This is a genomic window from Paenibacillus sp. EB106-05-06-XG162 (assembly GCF_058791655.1).
Genome location: NZ_JBYTDT010000006.1, coordinates 237,789 through 255,372 on the forward strand (window position 1 = coordinate 237,789; position 17,584 = coordinate 255,372).

Sequence of the window (17,584 nt, forward strand, 5' to 3'; positions counted from 1 at the left end):
CAAGTTTTTATTCGTCTGTTTTAGGGAAGTTGAGAGCATCGATGATGCAATAAATAAATCATTAGAACTGGGAGCGCAAGTTGTAAGAGGTAAGATGGAATTTGATAATTTTTATCTTGCTTATTTAGTTGACCCGGTAGGGAATGAAATTGGATTAATTTAAACTATTAATTGATTTTTTAGATTATAGGCAGAGAAGATAACAACATGACTTTGAGAGAAAATTCGATGAAGGCCTTGGCATCAGATAACACTGTGTTCCCGCTTCGGGGCTTAATTCAAGGAAGTGAATTCAGGCAGACAACCCTGTGAGGCTAGTAGAAGAGCCACCCGTCGCTGGTGCTACCTTAAGCCTCTGTGGATCGGGAAATCAGTGTAACAAACTATAATAAATATTTTAGAGGCGAGTTCAAGATGGCAAGAGTAAAAATATCTGGACCTACAATGGTCTTACTTGTAAGAGATATCGAAAAATCAATTGAGTTTTATAAGAGACTTGGATTTAGTTATGAACTAGTCGAGGTCCGGACGTACAACATGTACATATGAATAGAGATTCTGTTACATTTATACTCCATCCAGCAAAGAATCCTGATGATGTGAAACCATCTCATCGGTTGATGGAGTATTATATTTTGATGTATTCTGCTATACAGATGTTAGATCGCAACTAGAGGAATTTAGAACTAAAGGAATAGATAAGGCACTGGCATCATATAACACTGTTATCCTACTGCGTCGCTTTAACTCCTTAGTCTGCCCGAGGATTTTCGAAGAAGTGAAATCAGGCAGACAACCCTACGAGGCAAAGAGGCGGAGCCACCTAGTCGCTACGCTCCTTTAAACCTCTCGGGTTCAGGAACACAAAACGTTATGCGAAATGTGGCGAAACCAATACAAAAAAATTAGGAGGCTTATGAAAATTGGATTAGTAAGACATTTTAAAGTTACATATAGACCTGATTCTAAATGGATGACATCTGAACAATTCAATCAATGGGTAGACCAATATAATAAATCTGATATTACGCCAGCGAAACATATTAGTAATGACCTGAATTGGGATGTATGTCTTTCAAGTGATTTATCAAGAGCTATTAAAACAGCTGAATTTATGTACCAAGGCAATATAATTAGAACCAATCAACTAAGAGAAATAGGAATTCGGTCGGTTATTCAATCAAGAATCAAATTACATTATAGTATTTGGTTATTTATGGGGCGGGTGGCTTGGTACTTCTCACATAAGTCACAGGAGGAAAGTAGAGATGAAACATTATTAAGAGCAAGGTATGTCATTAATAGGCTAGAGACATATGAAGAAACCAATATATTAGTAGTAAGCCATGGGGCTTTTATGAAATCTCTAAGTAAAGAATTAATTCGAAGAGGTTATAAGGGGAAGGGCTTTATAAAACCCAGAAACGGAAGACTCTATACATATGAAAGACGATGATTTTGAAAGTTAACTTGAAGAAGCGCCACACTTCATATAACATCGTTTTCCCACTGCGGGGCTTACGCCCCTTGGTCTGCCTGAGGCATTTCGGGGAAGAGATTCAGGCAGACAACCCTACACCGCCCAAGTCCGTCGGACCCGGCGCTTAGGGCGGTGTAGGGTTCGGGAACATAACAACGTTATGTGAAAGGGATGCAGTATAAACTATAAGACCAATAAAAAGAAATGTAAGAACACTTGTACGTAGATGTAAATAAAGGTAAAATATAACTACAATTGAATCTTGGGTGGGCATGGTTTCCCTTCGAAAGGAGGTGAAGCCATGGAAGTGAAAGATGCATTAACGCTTATGTTCCTATTTGGATCATTTATTCTTGCTCTTTTAACTTACATCAATAATAACAACAAGAAAAAGTAAAACCCACCCTAAGATTGATAGCCGAAGGTGGGTTTTGATCCTTTGTGACCTAGAAGGGAATAAACCATCCAAGCCAATTGTACTGACCAAGTGTTCACAGCACTTGGTCTTTATTAACTATATAATAACACATGTAAAAACATGTATCAAAACAATATTGTAAAGAAATATAAATGACTTAAGAAAGTAAATCAAGAAATGCATCCGCATCAGCTAGCACCGTTTTCCCACTGCGGGGCTTACGCTCCTTGATCTGCTCGAGGCAATTCGGTGAAGTAGATGCAGGCAGACAACCCTGCAAAGCTAAGTAGCAGAGCCACACGGCAGCAAGCTGCCTCAAGCCCTTCGGTTTCGGGAACATAACAACGCTATACATACCGCAAGACTTTTTATGGAGGTTATACATGGAGCTATTCGTAGTTGGTGATGTACATGGTTGTTATCATACTTTTACTAAATTAATTAATGAGCATTGGAATAGTGGTAAACAGATCTTAGTGCAACTAGGTGATTTAATGGATAGAGGGAAGTTCTCTCCTGAGACAATTTTATATGCGATTGAATTACAAAAGAATCCCGATAAGGTATATTTTCTTAAAGGAAATCATGAGTTTGAAGTTATTGTTCATTTAGAAGAAGGAAATGAGAATTGGTTAAAACAATGTGGACAAGAGACATTAGATCAATTTAAAAGAAAATCATTAGATCTAGTTCACTATATTTCTTGGTTGAAATCGCTACCTCTGTACTTTGAAACGGATCATGCCTTTATTAGTCATGCAGGTATTTCTTTGGCAGCAGAAAACCCATTTGAAGAATCTCATCCAGAAAGCGTCTTGTGGAATAGGGGACAACTAAAGAATATTGGTAAACTGCAGATTATCGGGCATACGCCTTGTAAATCAGGTAAGGCAGAATTTGATAGTGTAAGCAAAACTTTGAATATAGATACAGGGGCATATCTGCCTAAAGCGCTTACAGCCGTAAAAATACATGATGAAGGTAAAATAGATGAAATAATATTGGTACCAACGCTATCTGTTGATGTAACCGATTGAAAAGATATTCTAAGTTCATAGTAGATTCATAGACTATTTCAAATTTTGATGAGTAAATTAAAAGATGAATTTTTGAGGATTCCGTATCTGAGAAAGGGCGTATAACGATGATGACACAAAAAGAAATGATACACATCGTACAATCACAGCTTGCAATTGACCTAAACTGTACAATTGACGACTTAAACAGAGAAAAAGACAGTATTATTTTTGTAGATGCAAAAGAAAATCCCGGACGCAGGCCGTATCCGCGAAAAGAGCGATATTTTGAAATTTTGTCTATGGGCAAATCAATTGTGGTATCGGCTACGCCGGAACGACTGTCTATTGCCAAAACGCATATGCAAGGAAAAGACAGGGATTCGATATTTTCCTTACCATTCATCAGAGGACTATACCTACATTTCCTTCCTGATTTAGAAAAAATAAAGCCGATATCACCACCAGCCGATTTTTCATATGAAGTAGTTGAGAAGGATGAGGTTCCCATGTTAATGGGGCTTAATGGATTTGATAATTCAATTATATCTGACATGAATCATCCCTATCATACTGTATTGGTCGTACTTGCCAAGAAAAATAGTAAAATTGTTGGTATGGCAGGGGCATGTAATGTATGTACAAAGATGTGGCAAATTGGTATAGATGTATTACCTGAATACCGTCAATTGGGATTGGCAACTTATCTTGTAAACAGATTAACTTCTGAAATATTAAAACGTGGTTGTGTACCAACTTATGATGTTATCTCAAGCAATATTGCCTCTCAAAGAGTAGCTTACCGGGTAGGGTATTATCCGGCGTTCGTGACTGATTGGCGAGTTGATTTTAAGGATTTTGAAACTTTATCTTAAAAATATGTGTGCACGTAAGTAAAATGTCTTTTCAGGATTTGTTTAAACTAAAACATTTCCTATAGAAACTGGCTTTTTTCCATTCGAAGAAGCAATAATGATGGTCACCTTTATAAACTTCAGAGAAAGAAATGAAAAGAGTATAAAGACAGAGGGAGCACCGGTCTATGTAGAGTTTTAAATAAAGATGAAAGTTGATGTAAGTAACATAGGCATGATACAAAAAAAAGGATTCAGCGGATAGCCCTAAAGGGGTTCGTCAATAGTGAATCTGCTAATAAATCCATTAAAACTCATAAAGGATGATAAGAATGCGGCAACGCGCTCAGGCAATTATTATTAGAGATAGAGCAATGTTATTTGCATATGGAATCGTGTCCAGCGACAATGAATTACGTCATTCCTTTATTGGTGGTGGAATAGAACAAGGTGAAACTCCAGAGGAAGCAGTGTTAAGAGAACTACGGGAAGAAGCACATATTGATGGTCGAATTATCTATAAGTTTAATCGTGAAATAGCTGAGAATCATCATACGTTCTTAATTCATATTGGGAATCAGAGTTGTAGGTTAGGAACAGATCCAGAGGAAGAGCACCTAGCATTAGAGGAGCGAAATCTTAAGGATCTGATTTGGATATTATTTGAGGATAGACATTTATTTACTAGTATTGACAAAGAGTACATCGAAAGGCTAATTGAAGAATGTAAAGAACGGGAATATTACCCCGAGTGGATAGATGATATACAAGAAATTAGCTTGCCATCCAGACCATAAATAAGAATTAATAAGTATCGTGAAAGAGGGACTTAGATAACTAGAAGAAGCAGCTGACTTCATCTAAACCGTATCTACGCGGTGGGCCGTGCGGCCTTTGGTGCGCGAAAGCATATTAGCTGAGTCAGCGAACAACCCTAGATGGCCTAGTGGTGTAGCCACCCAGTCGCTCAGCTCCTTTAAGCCACTCGGTTTCAGGCACACAAACGCTATATCACTTTGCTTGTAGTGCATCGGAGAACGTATAAGTTCAATTGATGCTAAATTTCTTTATATCTAAAGGAGTTGTTTTTATTGAGAATATATAATTTTCAAAAAGAAACAGGAAGAGAAATTACGAATTTCAATAGCAAAGAGTCTGTTTTCACAAGACTAATTCAACAGGAGAAACCAGTACATATTGGATGTGTTTTTATAGGGACTGACGGGATTATAGGATCGCATAAAGCTACAGTAGACCAACTCTTTTTAGTCCTAAATGGGCAAGGGTGGGTAATGGGTAAGGAAGGGATAAGATATGATATTCGATCTGGTAACGCGGCATATTGGGAGCCTGGAGAGATACATGAATCGGGATCAGAACTAGGAATGACAATAATCGTAATTGAAGGTGAGAATCTTAAACCACTAATGAATGAAGTAGAATGGATGGAGAGTTGATTCGAAATAGCGTTGCGGTCGGATCCTTCGAGTCGCTTCGCTTGGATTGAACGCGAGGACCTTAAGTCTTTCGGATTCGGGAATAGAAAATCGTTATATGAAATAACCGCAAAACCAAGAAGTCTTAAGAATTAAGGAGATGATTCACTTGACCATCACTACTGAGATTGTAAATCTCAAGAAATTGAATATTCTAGGCATTCCTTGCAAAGGCCTCACTAATATGGGTGATAAAGTCGGAAATGCAGTAAAAGAATTAATGGAACACGTAAAAGACGTAAAAACATGGAATGGAAAACCTTGGTTCGGGGTTTTTCAACCATGTCCTGTGGAAGTAGAGAATGAAGAACTAATCTATTTTGTATGTATAGAGACTGAAGGGACAATTGTGCAAGGAAACTACCGAGGGAGATTACAACAAATAACAATTCCTGAACAACGTTACATGGTGATTCATAAGGGAAAAGATGATTCTATCAAAGATGTATACAGTGGACTCAATAACTTCTTAATCGAGAGAAATGAATTACAGAACAGTGAAAGTCATTGCTATATTCTCGAATTCCCAGGTGATGAATTGTGGGAATCAATTCAAGTATATGTCCCTATTAAGTGATATTGCGAGTGATTCGAATAAGGTGGCTACATCATATAAACATTGCATTGACGGTGCGGGTCGGCAATGAGAACCTGAATTCATATATTTCCTTTTTATCTGGAGGATTTTAAATGAAAAGAATTATCTCTTTTACGTTTTTGATCGGATTGATCGCTGGATGTAGTCATTCAAAACCACCTGATTTTCAAGGGAGAATTATAGACATTAAGGAATCACGTGTCCTTGTGGTCTCGAATGTGTCAATAAATGAATTAGAAACAGAAACAAAAACACAATTATTAAAGGATAAAGCACCAAACGCAGTATGGCTTATTATTGGTGACATAAATAAATATAAAGTTGGTCAACTCTTGGAGGTCTGGTATCAAGGTGGTGTCGATAATTCATATCCAGCTCAGGGCGGAGCAAAGAAAGTGGAAATTATTGAGGAATCGAGGTGATTACTTTGAGTAATTATATTCGTGAACTGCGATATTAGTAGGAACCAGGCCCCTTATTTTAGTCGGTTCGGTAGTAAAAACCTAGAATAGGAGTAATAAATGAAGAAAATTGGTATTATCGCGGCTTGGGAGCCAGAACTTCAATATTTGTTAAAGCAATATAAACCAATTAAAACTGAAACAGTTGCTGCATGGACTTTTTATACTCATCAGTTAGCCAATTTACATATTATTTCAGTAGTAGCTGGAGTCGGAAAGGTCAAGACAGCTAGCTGTACACAATTACTGATTACTAAATATTTTCCAGAAGAATTATTTATGACTGGAATATGCGGAGGGTTATCAGAAGAAGTAAGCGGTGGAGATATTATTATTGCAGAAAAAACGATACAACATGACGTTACAGACGCTGGTATCTCTAGTGATCCATTGGATGCCTACTTGGGAAGAAGTAGTATCATTGATTCAACACAAGAGATCATTTCTATGTTTAAAGAATTTACAAAGAATACTGCAGAGTGTGTACATTTTGGAACGTTTGTTTCGGGCGATCAGCGAATACGTGATAATGAAATAAGCTACAAGCTGATGACAGAATTTCTAGCGATTGCAGTGGATCAAGAGCTGGCAGCATTTGCTCATGTTTGTTATCTAAACAATATTAATTTTATGGGTCTTAAATCAGTATCAGATAAAGCAAATACAAACACTATTAATGATCAAAAGTTATTCAAACAAAAAGCTTGTATAAACTCATGTAAATTATTAATTGATTTTTTAGATTATAGGCTGAGAAGATAACAATGACATTGAGAGAAAATTGGATAAGGGCGTTGGCATCAGATCACACCCTGTTCCCGCTAAGGGGGCTTACCATACAGACAATCATGCACCGATCAAGCTCATCGCTCCGGGCCTTTCGGCATTAAATCGGTGATGATTCGGGAAAACAAGAACATAAATAAATGGAGGTTCATCCAGTGTTGAAACTAGAACTAGCAATAAAAAATGATGCACAAAAACTCGCTGAAATACAAAAGGCCAGCTTTGATGAAGAATCAAAACATTTCAATAATAACGAAATCGGTGGACCATTTGGATACGATTCTAAAAGTTGGCAAGAAGAGATGATGCAAAATTGTGAATATTTCAAGGTACTCTTTGATGGAGAAATAATTGGGGGGGCTTTGATATTTATAGGAAACAATCAAGTACATAATCTAGGAAGAATTTTTATTGATCCAAACTTTCAGAATCAAGGTATCGGTATGAAAGTTATGAATGAAATTGAAAGGATTTTTCCGGATAGCAACAAATGGTGGCTTGATACTCCTAGCTGGTGTGTCAAGAATCATCACTTTTATACAAAGTGCGGATACACCAAAGTTAGAGAAGAAGATGACTTATACATTTTTGAGAAGACTTTATAGACTAATTGTTTGATGGAACTTTCAGGGAAGGCACAGTCATCGTCTAATAATGTATCACGATGCGTCCGTTGGATCTGGGATCGCCAGAGAGATTTCGAGGAAGCAGAATCAAGCTCATGCACTACCTAACCGTGTCGCGTTCAATCGCCTACGGCTTAAGAAACGATTGAAGGGTGATAAGAATTATGGGTTCAAGAATAATGCACGTGATTATTGCTAATAGAATTGCAGATTGTCTGTCGATGGAAGATAGAACAGCGTTTTTAATTGGAAGCATTGCTCCAGATGCTGTTTCAACAAAAGATATATCACATTTCTTTAAAGGTGAAGTACGAGATTATTCAAGATACGTTGATTATAAAGGATTTTTACATAAATATAGCTCGCTAGTAGAAAGCCATTATGTATTGGGGTATTTTACACATTTAATAGCTGATGATATATGGCTCAAAGGTTTTAATCTTCCTTGGTTAAGAAACAGAATGGAAGTTAATAAAGAATTATATCGTTCGTACCATAATGATTTCCGATTACTCAATGGGAAATTACTAGAATACTATGGATTTACAAATGAATTGAGGAAAAAGCTCAGTTATCTTCCTACAATCATTGATTTGCAAGAGGTTAAGTCCAAAGAGGTTGAAGAATTCATTCCTTATGTATTAGGAGATATGGAGTACGAAAACGAAATTTTACATGAAAAACTTAATGTTTTTACGTTTGATCAGATAATTGGTTACATAGAGACATCAGTTGAAATAGGGCTATTGAATATACAACCTATACTAACATAATATTCAAGAAACATTTTGAAAGGCGGATCGTCTATGAATATGAATAACGAAGTTGAAGTTGTACAATTACAAGAAAAGAAGTTTGTTGGAGTTGCAGTGACTTCCGCATTTGCAAACCATGATCCAAGACGAGTTGAAGAAGCGAAGCATGTTTTCTTAAATCGGAAAGATGAAATAACGGAAATTATTAACCCATCGGAATACGTTTGTTTGAGCTTTACATCAGAGACATTGTTTACATATCTAATTTGCATGGAAGTAACGGAACTGAAAGAAGTTCCAGCTGGCATGCTAGGATTCTCAATCCCTACTCATAAATACGGGAAAACAAGATCAGAAGATGATCCATATGCAGCAATACATCATTATTTACAAGAGAATGAAATCAGCAATAACAAGAGAGCAATGGCCATAGAAGTCTATAAATTTGAAGACCCATAGTGGCCTAACAATGTAGATGTTTATATTCCAATTGAAGAATGATTCTGATTTGGAGATAGCGCCGGCCTTGGATGAGGTGATATGGGGCGGGAATTCAACAACGTTATATGAGAGTTATGCAAAGCATTAAAAACAATATCAACGAAAGAGAGAGTGAGTCCTGTGAAAGTCGTTGAACTCAAAGAAATGAAGTTAGTTGGTTTCAGAGTGTTATGTCCTGGTGACCAGTATGTCAATGAAATCCCAAAAGCTTCTTTTACACTTAAAGATAGACTGAATGAGATTAATCATGTTGTGAACCCAGTTAGACTCATTGGTGCATTTATCGTTGAGGACTCCACGGAAGAGGAAGATGGTTACTGGGTATGTGTTGAGGTAAATGACATTACACAAGTTCCTGAAGGGATGGTTTCTATCGTAGTTCCGAGTCAAAAATATGCTGTCCAAAGTCATAAAGGGCCTAATTATGAAATTAGAAATACATATGATAAGTTACATCGTTGGATTGAAGAAAATAAACATGAACGATCGCTAAGATCATGGCATCTGGAAATTTCAGATGAATGGGGACAAAGGGAAGTAAATAACATTGAAGTAGACTTGTATGACACGATTAAATAGATTCTGAGAGTTGAATAACCTTAGTCCGGTTGAATCCCGAACTAAGGCTGCTTAGTTCAATAACTGTATTCTTGACGAAAATAATTTAGTCCAGTTGTGGCTCTTTAGTCAACATCGAGCACATACCGATCATCTTTGACCTCTTCCTGCAGCGCATGGAGTTCAGCCTTCAATGTGTTGACGATCTCAGCGTACTCTGGCTGCTCATACACGTTATTGAGCTCGGATGGATCTTGATGCAAATCGAACAATTCCCACTCGGGTTGGTTTGATTCATCCAAAGTACCAGGCACTCCCAATCCGTCAGCATAATAATAGATAAGCTTATAGCGGTAGGTTCGCAGCCCATAATGCGAGAACACGTTATGGTCTATGCGATGCATCCAGTAACGATAATACATCGATGTCCGCCAACCTTCTGGATGTTCGCTATTGAGAATTGGCCGAAGGCTATAGCCTTGCATGTCGTCTGGAATAGGCAAACCTGCATAATCGAGGAAGGTAGGCGCAAAGTCCACGTTTAGGGCCATTTTTTCCGTAATCTCGCCCGGTTTGATTTCTTTCGGATAACGTACAATAAACGGCATACGAAGCGATTCCTCATACATGAAACGTTTGTCATACCATCCATGGTCACCGAGGAAGAAACCTTGATCAGACGTGTAAATAACAATTGTATTGTCCGCAATCCCCATTTCGTCCAAATAATCGAGCAATCGTCCAACATTTTCATCAATGGAAGCCACGCAACGTAAATAGTCTTTCATATATCGCTGGTATTTCCAGCTTTTTGCTTGCTCTGGCGTCAGATGTTCGGGTGTTTCCTCCTTCACATCAACGAGCGTTAGATCACTTTCCACCCGCATCGTCGCTTCTTTGGCGGCTGTAGCACGATTTGAATAATCATCATTGAAAGTTTCCGGCTCGGGAATCGTAACATCCTCATACATAGTAGCGTATTTGTCGCTTGGTACCCATGGGCGGTGTGGCGCTTTATGGTGGCACATCAAGAAAAATGGCTTCTCCTGATCCCTGCGATTCAGCCAATCGATTGATAAATCAGTGATGACGTCCGTCACATAACCGTCGTAAACACGATCCTCACCCATTTCAGAGAAAGTAGGCTGGTGGTATTCGCCTTGGCCCCAGTTGCCAATCAGCACGTTCCAGTAATCAAATCCGGTCGGGTCATAATTGCCGCCTTGGCCGAGATGCCATTTACCAATCATGCCTGTTTCGTAGTCGCCGCCTTGAAGCATTTTGGCTACGTGATCCTGCCGACCGTCGAAGCCTTCATACAATGTACGAACGCCATTCAAGTGGTTGTATTTGCCTGTCAGAATCGTTGCCCGGCTAGGTGCACAGATCGAATTCGTACAGAAACAATTGTCAAAGCGAATGCCTTCCTTAGCAATCCGATCGATGTTTGGCGTCTGGTTAATGCGTCCGCTATAGCAGCTCATGGCGTGCGCAGCATGATCGTCGCTCATGATAAATAGGATATTCGGTTTGGTGTTATTATTCATATGTACGTCAGCCTCCCGTATAAATGTTTGTCTCCATTATATAGAAGTGCTGCTCTGAGCACGATGTACGTAATGTCTTTCAGATGTACAAAACAACTGTAATTTTGATCACTTAATTCTTGAAAGATTGTTTTATTGTTTGCATGCCGGACCTAGGATTGCTATGCTGGGACTAACATTCTAGATTGAGAGGGCCGTTGCTATGTTTACCTTACTAGCGGTACATTATGATGATTGCATACCGGGCTGGAATACAGTAAGCGAGGCAATTCCATACCATGTTATTGTCCTCATGGTGGAAGGAACGGCGACCTATACCATTAACGGCGTAACGCATCGGGTTGAGGCAGGAGATTTATTGGTGATACCGAAAGGTACGGTACGAGCGGGAAGCAATACAGAAGAGCCGCATAGGAAATATACCGTATTGTTTAATTTGATAGACGATGCTAATGCTGGTGCTAAGCATTTACTGCATATTCATTTTATTCGGATGAAAATAAGTAACTACGAATATGTGCTCAAACGATTCTCACGCCTTTTTCAAGAAAAATGGGAGGGAAATCCATTTCATGAGTCCATCTGCCTCGGTATTTTGATTGAGCTGCTTGGAATTGTGAAACGTGAGCCCGTAAGCCCCGCCGTTGAACCGATTAAATTTTATTTGGCCCGAAAAATTCAACTAGAGCTTCAGACACACTATCGAGAATCCATTCAAATTAGTGAACTAGCGAAGCTTATCGGCCGTTCACCGAATTACACGATCGCCATGTTCAAGAAAGCGATAGGCATGACGCCAATCGAATACGTACATCAACTGCGTGTCCAGGAAGCAAGTAGTCTGCTGCTCGAATCAACCATGTCAGTCACCGAAATATCCGAATATTTGGGGTTTTACGATACGTCGCATTTCTATCGTGTGTTCAAAAAAATGATGAAGGAATCCCCTTCGGCTTATATTATGAATAGAAAAGGTTGTTGAGGGAAGGTGACAAGGACGTATTTGAACTTGGATTTATTGAGACCAGTAAGTCATGATCAAGCTCAACTGAAAATTACTGATAGTCAGACGATTTTTTAATAAAGACGAAAGAAAAAACGACTTTTTACTCTCTAGATAAATTATCTTGAAGATCTATATAAGAAACTGGTTAGTGAGAATGAGCAAGTTGATAGTATAGCGGATAATGGAGGTTGCGGCCTTTCTTTCCATGTACTGGATCCTGACGGAAATAAACTTCATCTTTGGGGAGGCTGGCCCCAGAAATAAAGTGAAATAAGATATAACCCCCAAATTTTAAGAGTTGCTCAGAGGTCCTTATTGAGAATTTTGAGAATCAAATAGCCATACTTTAAATATATTGATTGAGTAAAGAATAACTTCGTTGAAAGGTGATGGATATGAAATTAAAACACTTCTTCATGTTGGCAACAGTATTGCTACTTATGACTCTTCTAACGGGTTGCGTGCCTGGAGATGGGACGAATAACGCTGAAAATCATGCGGGATTTTTCTGGGGAATATGGCATGGATGGATCGCTCCTATTTCATTAATCATTGGCGCATTCAAAGAGAATATCAGGTTATATGAAATGCATAACACGGGTTGGTGGTATGATGCTGGTTTTTATATTGCTGTTATCAGTGGTTTCGGTGGGATTTCACTGTTTCGGCGCAATAAAGGTGAAAGTAATTAATCCCGAGATATAGAATAGAAAGTGAAGAATGCATAGAGTTAATGCGTATCATTTCAAGCGCAAACTCTCTTTTTTTGCCATCAAATAATTGCGTGAAATACATATTTCATGCAATTTCATTTTAAATAAACTTTTTTCATATTATAATAGGTATTGATAGGTTTATATTTTCGAGAAAATGGTAGATATCTGGAATTTTTTCTTGGAAGATGCCAGAATTCAATCACGCTGATGCAATGAATAAATACATAAAAAGAAGAGGGGGGAAATTCGTGACACTTACGCAATATGACTTGATTGAGGCATACAGTCTCGAGTTAGAATTATTTTCGATATGGATGAAAAACCAAGGGATGTCGAAATCGACGCAGTCGGCGTATATGAGTGATGCTCGTAGTTTTCTCAAAGGAGTCTATCCGGCAGAACTGTCGAAACTGGGTAAGATGGAGATTATGCGATTCTTGTCAGTTACACGAGAGCGAGGAGCGGGAGATGAAGCGCGAAATCGTAAACTTTCATCTCTCCGTGCTTTCTATAAATCGTTGAATGAGATGGAGCATTTACAAGTTAATCCTGCCGCCTCGGTCGCGAAATCGAAACAGGTAAAGAATCGGATCCCGACTTATCTAGAAGAGAACCAGCTATATCAATTTTTTGATCGGGTGGAAGGCAAATATCACAACCGCAATATAGCGATGTTGCTTCTTATGGCTTTTGCTGGTTTGCGTGTTGGTGAGATCCATCGTATGAACATCCAAGATCTACATCAAGACGGATCCATTCACATTCTTGGAAAAGGACGCAAATGGCGCGTCATCCCGCTTCCCACCGAATTGCATCTGATTCTGATACGTGCGCAAGAGGAGCGGCGAGCCCCAAACCAAGGGAAAGAGCAGGCATTTTTCATCTCACAATTCGGTCGTCGATTATCCATCCGCATGATCCAGACGATTGCAGATCAGACGTTCGAGAAGCTGAAAGCGCAGCTGCCTGAGCTCGTAAATATGCGATTATCAAGTCATAAGCTGCGTCATTCGTTCGCGACAATGCAAATTCGAAGCGGGACGGACATACGGACTCTGCAAGAATTGCTCGGTCATGCGAGCATTGAAACGACACAAATTTATACACATATTGATAATAAACAGATGAAGATGGCGATGGATAAATTTTCAGGGAAAATACCTACGGTGGGAGCTTTGGTAAAACAGTAACATAATTTATGTTATGTAAACTAAATTTCGTGAAATAAAACAAGGAGCCTAAGTTATGGAAGATATGCTGAAGAGACCATTACTTGGCTTCAGTCGAATTGATCCCATTTCGGATGGTTTGTGGAAAATCTGATAAATTCATATTCAAGCTTTGGATGACCGTGAATACTGCTCAGTCTCATTCGCTACAATTCAAAAGATGTAAGACCGAGATGTATGCTGAGAACGATTTGAAGAAAGCTGGCAGTACGATTGTAGATGAAAAAAAGAATAACGTGAGATGAATTTATTGCTCTGTACAACAGAACAACAATACTGTATATTTATACATTTATACACTGGACTTCATGCAAGAATCCCACAATATCATATTGCATCTTATCTAGGTAGTACCTCGGTTGCATGAAGCCGAATTCGTCACAGTATGAACCTAGGTTAATGAAACGCTTCGCCATATGTCTTAATGTAGTGGAAGGGCTTTTCAGATAAATCATGTTTTCTGGAAAGTAATACAATTTCGAACGGGCAGAGGGTTGGAAGGAACGAGAAAATCAGGTCAAACCGTACTTATAACCTGCGAGCAGCAGGCATTTGGTTAGTTAGCGCTTAGCAAAAAGTGGTATAGAAATGGCAATCGGTTGATTGTCGTGGAAAGGGATCCATTGAATCTAAATGATTGCAACAGGAGCTTCGCAAGTCGTAACAGTCACATGTGATCTTGCCGGATAGAGTTCAACGAAACGAACTATTTCGAAGCATTTATTTACATCATCGGGATAGTAGTGTCGTTGTTAAATATACATTAATTTAGTATGATTATACATAGATGGATGAGGTGAATCCGTGTGCCGATGAGGACATAGAATTGATTCCTTGGTCTTGCCAATCGGCTCCTTAAGAATGATCAGTAACAAAAGTTACATAATAAATGTTATGTAAACCAATTATGCATAAACTTGTCTCAACCACACTTCTCAAATAAAATAGTGCAAAAGGAGGTCGTTGAAAAATGGCAGATATAGAAGATTTTCTGAAATTAGATATGCGAGTAGGAACTATCCTCCAAGCGGAACCTTTCCCAGAAGCCCGTAAACCTGCAATAAAATTAACCATTGATATGGGTGATCTAGGGATCAAGCAATCATCGGCTCAAATTACAAAAAGATATGAACCTGAACAACTGATTGGCCGTCAAGTGATCGCAGTCGTAAATTTCCCACCAAGACGCATTGCAGGATTCAAATCGGAGGTATTGGTGATTGGCGGTGTGCCCGAGGAAGGTGATGTGGTACTCTTGCAACCTGATCAACAGGTACGGAATGGTACACCAATCGCGTAGCTTAGAGGACTTGGGATTCTTCTTGAAATTTTATCCTATTCAACAAAGTAAGATTGTGCTATATTGTTGGTAACTTGATAAGCAATACACACTAGGGGAGCCTTTTAAGGGCTGAGACGGATCTACCGGACCCTTCGAACCTGATCTGGTTAATACCAGCGTAGGGAAGTGTTGAGGCTCGCTTCATCCTTTTTAGGAGTTTATTTATGGAGCTTGACGACCACTTTTCTGCGGAAAAGTGGTCTTTTTGCGTTCCAAGAAAGGAGCTCAGACACCATGGAACTACATCTTATCTCACCTGGATCCATACCATTGCAGCGATTTGTAGTGATTGCTGCAGAAGTACATCCGCACGTTCAATTTATTCATCTACGAGAGAAAAATAGCACAGCCAAAGAATTGGTTGAGACATTGCAAAGGATGCTGCAGCTAGGGGTTCCAGCTCAAAAACTGGTGATCAACGACCGCGTGGATGTCGCATGTGCCGCTCAAATTGGTGGGGTACATCTTACACATCACAGCTTACCTATTCAACAGGTGAAGCAAATGTCACAAGGACTTCGCATTGGACGGTCCGTGCATTCGGTTGAAGAAGCCATCCGCTGTGAGGCAGAAGGAGTGGATTATCTGTTCTATGGCCATATCTACGCGAGCGGTTCGAAGCCGGGCTTATCTCCACGTGGGCTTGAGGCCTTAAGAGAAGTAGCCGCTTCAGTATCAATTCCGGTCATCGGTATTGGTGGGATCGAGCCTGATCAGGTACAAGATGTGATGCAGCAAGGTGCACAAGGGATCGCTGTAATTAGCGGAATTGTATCCGCTGTGGATCCTCTAACAGCAGCTAAGCAATATGCGTCAAAGCTTAACGAAAGAAGGTCATTCCATGCAGCAAACAGTTGACGTCATCATCGTGGGCGGAGGTGTCATCGGGTGTTCGATTGCGTATCATTTATCTGCTCGAGGCATCCGAGTTCGAGTCTTAGAGCGTAACCGGATCGCCTCCGAAGCCTCGGGTGCTGCGGCAGGCATGCTGGCAGCGCAAGCGGAATTCATCGAATCCGCACCATTATTTGAATTTGCACGACACAGTCGAGCGATGTTCCCCGCACTTGCGGCTGACCTGAAGGAACGTAGCGGGATTGAAATTGGACTTGTCCAGCATGGCCTGCTGCGTATTGCAACCTGTGAACAAGATGTTATTCGTTATCATACACAAGCTGCAATTCAGCAGCAGTGGGGTGAAGCCACACAATGGTTGTCCGCTGCAGAAGCGAAGGAGATGGAGAAAGCGTTAGGCTCCGATGTGTATGGAGCGCTCTACTTGGAGCAAGACCATCAGGTCATGGCCCCTTCATTAACCCAATCGTATGCCAAGGCAGCATCAGATCTCGGCGCAGATATTTGTGAGCATACGGAGGTGTATGAGTTGATTCGTGAAGGCGGCAAAATTGTCGGTGTTCGTACACAAGACGGTACCCACTATTGTCATCATGTCATTATCGCATCCAGCATCTGGTCACAGTTCTTGCTCCGATCCACTGGATACGATTTGCCGCTATATCCTGTCAAAGGGGAGTGTATTGCGGTAAAAACGAATACTCCGCTTATTCGTAAAACGATATACACAGACGATTGTTACATCGTACCGAAGGCCAATGGAGAACTATTGATTGGTGCCACGGTGACACCGCATACCTACAATCGACAAGTGACGGTCGGCGGCATCTTGGCATTGATGGACGTTGCAGAACGTTTAATTCCTTCCATTCGCGGTGCGGAGTGGAGTCGAACGTGGAGCGGGCTAAGGCCGCAGACACCGCATGGGCTGCCATATATAGGTCGACATCCGCAACTAGATGGCTTAATGATCGCTGCCGGGCATTATCGTAACGGGATTCTGCTCAGTCCGCTCACGGGAATCGTGATAGCAGATCTAATTGAAGAGAAGGAACCTGCAGCAGATTTATCTGCCTTCCAGATCCCTTCGATGCGATGGACGAAAGAACATCAAATGACTGGGGTGAGGTCATGAAATTAATCATGAATGGTCAGCCCGTGGAACTGCCTGAGCATGTGACTACCATACAACATGTATTAGCGCATTTCGGACTCGAGAACCGCATTGTCGTTGTGGAGGTTGATGCACAGATCGTTGATAAGCATCATTTTGTAGATCGTATTGTAGATGAAGGTGCACGTATTGAGATTGTACATTTTGTAGGCGGAGGGTGAGGAGA

The 17,584-nt window shown here is 40.0% G+C and carries 22 protein-coding genes and 1 riboswitch; of the genes, 20 read left to right on the forward strand and 2 right to left on the reverse strand.

What is annotated here, in order from left to right; genetic code table 11:
- Positions 1-916: 916 nt before the first annotated feature.
- Complete coding sequence (locus AC3WU2_RS15770; RefSeq protein WP_492455718.1) at positions 917-1,456, forward strand: histidine phosphatase family protein; 540 nt, start codon at positions 917-919, stop codon at positions 1,454-1,456.
- 325 nt (positions 1,457-1,781) lie between these two features.
- Entirely contained in the window at positions 1,782-1,877 is a 96-nt protein-coding gene (comI, locus tag AC3WU2_RS15775) for a competence inhibitor ComI (protein WP_492455720.1), read from the forward strand.
- A 178-nt stretch (positions 1,878-2,055) separates the two neighbouring features.
- On the opposite strand, the gene AC3WU2_RS15780 is transcribed toward comI, so the two are convergent.
- On the reverse strand, positions 2,056-2,253 hold the full coding sequence (locus tag AC3WU2_RS15780) for a hypothetical protein (RefSeq protein WP_492455722.1): 198 nt from the start codon (positions 2,251-2,253) through the stop codon (positions 2,056-2,058).
- Positions 2,254-2,281: 28 nt separating this feature from the next.
- Between AC3WU2_RS15780 and AC3WU2_RS15785 the strand changes: the two genes are divergently transcribed.
- The 11 genes from AC3WU2_RS15785 (at position 2,282) to AC3WU2_RS15835 (ending at position 9,570) form a co-directional block, all read left to right on the forward strand.
- On the forward strand, positions 2,282-2,935 hold the full coding sequence (locus AC3WU2_RS15785; RefSeq protein WP_492455724.1) for a metallophosphoesterase family protein: 654 nt from the start codon (positions 2,282-2,284) through the stop codon (positions 2,933-2,935).
- Between the two features lie 107 nt (positions 2,936-3,042).
- Positions 3,043-3,789, forward strand: a complete 747-nt coding sequence (locus AC3WU2_RS15790; protein WP_492455726.1) for a GNAT family N-acetyltransferase — start codon at positions 3,043-3,045, stop codon at positions 3,787-3,789.
- 311 nt (positions 3,790-4,100) lie between these two features.
- The gene (locus AC3WU2_RS15795) at positions 4,101-4,565 is read left to right on the forward strand and encodes an NUDIX hydrolase (RefSeq protein ID WP_492455728.1); all 465 of its coding nucleotides are present in this window, start codon (positions 4,101-4,103) and stop codon (positions 4,563-4,565) included.
- A 294-nt stretch (positions 4,566-4,859) separates the two neighbouring features.
- A complete protein-coding gene (locus AC3WU2_RS15800; RefSeq protein WP_492455730.1) occupies positions 4,860-5,225 on the forward strand; it encodes a cupin in 366 nt (121 codons plus the stop codon).
- A 139-nt stretch (positions 5,226-5,364) separates the two neighbouring features.
- Positions 5,365-5,841, forward strand: coding sequence for a GyrI-like domain-containing protein (locus AC3WU2_RS15805; protein ID WP_492455732.1), 477 nt, complete (start codon positions 5,365-5,367; stop codon positions 5,839-5,841).
- A gap of 113 nt (positions 5,842-5,954) precedes the next feature.
- Positions 5,955-6,284, forward strand: a complete 330-nt coding sequence (locus AC3WU2_RS15810; protein WP_492455734.1) for a YobA family protein — start codon at positions 5,955-5,957, stop codon at positions 6,282-6,284.
- A 99-nt stretch (positions 6,285-6,383) separates the two neighbouring features.
- Positions 6,384-7,085 carry a 5'-methylthioadenosine/S-adenosylhomocysteine nucleosidase gene (gene mtnN, locus AC3WU2_RS15815; RefSeq protein ID WP_492455736.1) on the forward strand — a complete coding sequence of 234 codons (702 nt, stop codon included), beginning with the start codon at positions 6,384-6,386 and terminating at the stop codon, positions 7,083-7,085.
- Between the two features lie 179 nt (positions 7,086-7,264).
- A complete protein-coding gene (locus tag AC3WU2_RS15820) occupies positions 7,265-7,714 on the forward strand; it encodes a GNAT family N-acetyltransferase (RefSeq protein ID WP_492455738.1) in 450 nt (149 codons plus the stop codon).
- A 185-nt stretch (positions 7,715-7,899) separates the two neighbouring features.
- Entirely contained in the window at positions 7,900-8,508 is a 609-nt protein-coding gene (locus AC3WU2_RS15825; protein ID WP_492455740.1) for a zinc dependent phospholipase C family protein, read from the forward strand.
- A gap of 33 nt (positions 8,509-8,541) precedes the next feature.
- Entirely contained in the window at positions 8,542-8,949 is a 408-nt protein-coding gene (locus AC3WU2_RS15830) for a GyrI-like domain-containing protein (RefSeq protein ID WP_492455742.1), read from the forward strand.
- Between the two features lie 162 nt (positions 8,950-9,111).
- Positions 9,112-9,570, forward strand: coding sequence for a GyrI-like domain-containing protein (locus AC3WU2_RS15835; RefSeq protein WP_492455745.1), 459 nt, complete (start codon positions 9,112-9,114; stop codon positions 9,568-9,570).
- A 104-nt stretch (positions 9,571-9,674) separates the two neighbouring features.
- Here the strand turns inward: AC3WU2_RS15835 and AC3WU2_RS15840 are convergent, their stop codons facing one another.
- Positions 9,675-11,096: a sulfatase family protein gene (locus AC3WU2_RS15840; protein WP_492455747.1), complete on the reverse strand. Its 1,422-nt coding sequence runs from the start codon at positions 11,094-11,096 to the stop codon at positions 9,675-9,677.
- 202 nt (positions 11,097-11,298) lie between these two features.
- Between AC3WU2_RS15840 and AC3WU2_RS15845 the strand changes: the two genes are divergently transcribed.
- The 7 genes from AC3WU2_RS15845 to thiS all read left to right on the forward strand — a co-directional run bounded on the left by AC3WU2_RS15845 (position 11,299) and on the right by thiS (position 17,579).
- Positions 11,299-12,078, forward strand: coding sequence for a helix-turn-helix domain-containing protein (locus tag AC3WU2_RS15845; protein ID WP_492455749.1), 780 nt, complete (start codon positions 11,299-11,301; stop codon positions 12,076-12,078).
- Between the two features lie 419 nt (positions 12,079-12,497).
- On the forward strand, positions 12,498-12,794 hold the full coding sequence (locus AC3WU2_RS15850; protein WP_492455751.1) for a hypothetical protein: 297 nt from the start codon (positions 12,498-12,500) through the stop codon (positions 12,792-12,794).
- A gap of 272 nt (positions 12,795-13,066) precedes the next feature.
- A complete protein-coding gene (locus tag AC3WU2_RS15855) occupies positions 13,067-14,008 on the forward strand; it encodes a tyrosine-type recombinase/integrase (RefSeq protein WP_492455753.1) in 942 nt (313 codons plus the stop codon).
- 1,009 nt (positions 14,009-15,017) lie between these two features.
- The gene (gene csaA, locus AC3WU2_RS15860; RefSeq protein ID WP_314589292.1) at positions 15,018-15,347 is read left to right on the forward strand and encodes a chaperone CsaA; all 330 of its coding nucleotides are present in this window, start codon (positions 15,018-15,020) and stop codon (positions 15,345-15,347) included.
- A gap of 83 nt (positions 15,348-15,430) precedes the next feature.
- Positions 15,431-15,531, forward strand: a riboswitch (TPP riboswitch).
- A gap of 92 nt (positions 15,532-15,623) precedes the next feature.
- On the forward strand, positions 15,624-16,247 hold the full coding sequence (locus AC3WU2_RS15865; protein WP_492455755.1) for a thiamine phosphate synthase: 624 nt from the start codon (positions 15,624-15,626) through the stop codon (positions 16,245-16,247).
- Entirely contained in the window at positions 16,231-17,379 is a 1,149-nt protein-coding gene (thiO, locus tag AC3WU2_RS15870) for a glycine oxidase ThiO (protein ID WP_492455757.1), read from the forward strand. The genes AC3WU2_RS15865 and thiO overlap by 17 nt, the downstream gene beginning before the upstream one ends.
- Positions 17,376-17,579 carry a sulfur carrier protein ThiS gene (thiS, locus tag AC3WU2_RS15875; RefSeq protein ID WP_492455759.1) on the forward strand — a complete coding sequence of 68 codons (204 nt, stop codon included), beginning with the start codon at positions 17,376-17,378 and terminating at the stop codon, positions 17,577-17,579. Before thiO ends, thiS begins: the two co-directional genes overlap by 4 nt.
- The last annotated feature ends 5 nt before the right edge of the window (positions 17,580-17,584 follow it).

Coding starts and splice junctions, on each gene's coding strand:
- csaA (WP_314589292.1), top strand. CDS start 15,018: ATGGCAGATATAGAAGATTTTCTGAAATTAGATATGCGAGTAGGAACT.
- AC3WU2_RS15850 (WP_492455751.1), top strand. CDS start 12,498: ATGAAATTAAAACACTTCTTCATGTTGGCAACAGTATTGCTACTTATG.
- AC3WU2_RS15865 (WP_492455755.1), top strand. CDS start 15,624: ATGGAACTACATCTTATCTCACCTGGATCCATACCATTGCAGCGATTT.
- AC3WU2_RS15845 (WP_492455749.1), top strand. CDS start 11,299: ATGTTTACCTTACTAGCGGTACATTATGATGATTGCATACCGGGCTGG.
- thiO (WP_492455757.1), top strand. CDS start 16,231: ATGCAGCAAACAGTTGACGTCATCATCGTGGGCGGAGGTGTCATCGGG.
- AC3WU2_RS15785 (WP_492455724.1), top strand. CDS start 2,282: ATGGAGCTATTCGTAGTTGGTGATGTACATGGTTGTTATCATACTTTT.
- AC3WU2_RS15795 (WP_492455728.1), top strand. CDS start 4,101: ATGCGGCAACGCGCTCAGGCAATTATTATTAGAGATAGAGCAATGTTA.
- mtnN (WP_492455736.1), top strand. CDS start 6,384: ATGAAGAAAATTGGTATTATCGCGGCTTGGGAGCCAGAACTTCAATAT.
- AC3WU2_RS15830 (WP_492455742.1), top strand. CDS start 8,542: ATGAATATGAATAACGAAGTTGAAGTTGTACAATTACAAGAAAAGAAG.
- AC3WU2_RS15780 (WP_492455722.1), bottom strand. CDS start 2,253: ATGTATAGCGTTGTTATGTTCCCGAAACCGAAGGGCTTGAGGCAGCTT.
- comI (WP_492455720.1), top strand. CDS start 1,782: ATGGAAGTGAAAGATGCATTAACGCTTATGTTCCTATTTGGATCATTT.
- AC3WU2_RS15810 (WP_492455734.1), top strand. CDS start 5,955: ATGAAAAGAATTATCTCTTTTACGTTTTTGATCGGATTGATCGCTGGA.
- AC3WU2_RS15770 (WP_492455718.1), top strand. CDS start 917: ATGAAAATTGGATTAGTAAGACATTTTAAAGTTACATATAGACCTGAT.
- AC3WU2_RS15825 (WP_492455740.1), top strand. CDS start 7,900: ATGGGTTCAAGAATAATGCACGTGATTATTGCTAATAGAATTGCAGAT.
- AC3WU2_RS15790 (WP_492455726.1), top strand. CDS start 3,043: ATGATGACACAAAAAGAAATGATACACATCGTACAATCACAGCTTGCA.
- AC3WU2_RS15840 (WP_492455747.1), bottom strand. CDS start 11,096: ATGAATAATAACACCAAACCGAATATCCTATTTATCATGAGCGACGAT.
- thiS (WP_492455759.1), top strand. CDS start 17,376: ATGAAATTAATCATGAATGGTCAGCCCGTGGAACTGCCTGAGCATGTG.
- AC3WU2_RS15805 (WP_492455732.1), top strand. CDS start 5,365: ATGATTCACTTGACCATCACTACTGAGATTGTAAATCTCAAGAAATTG.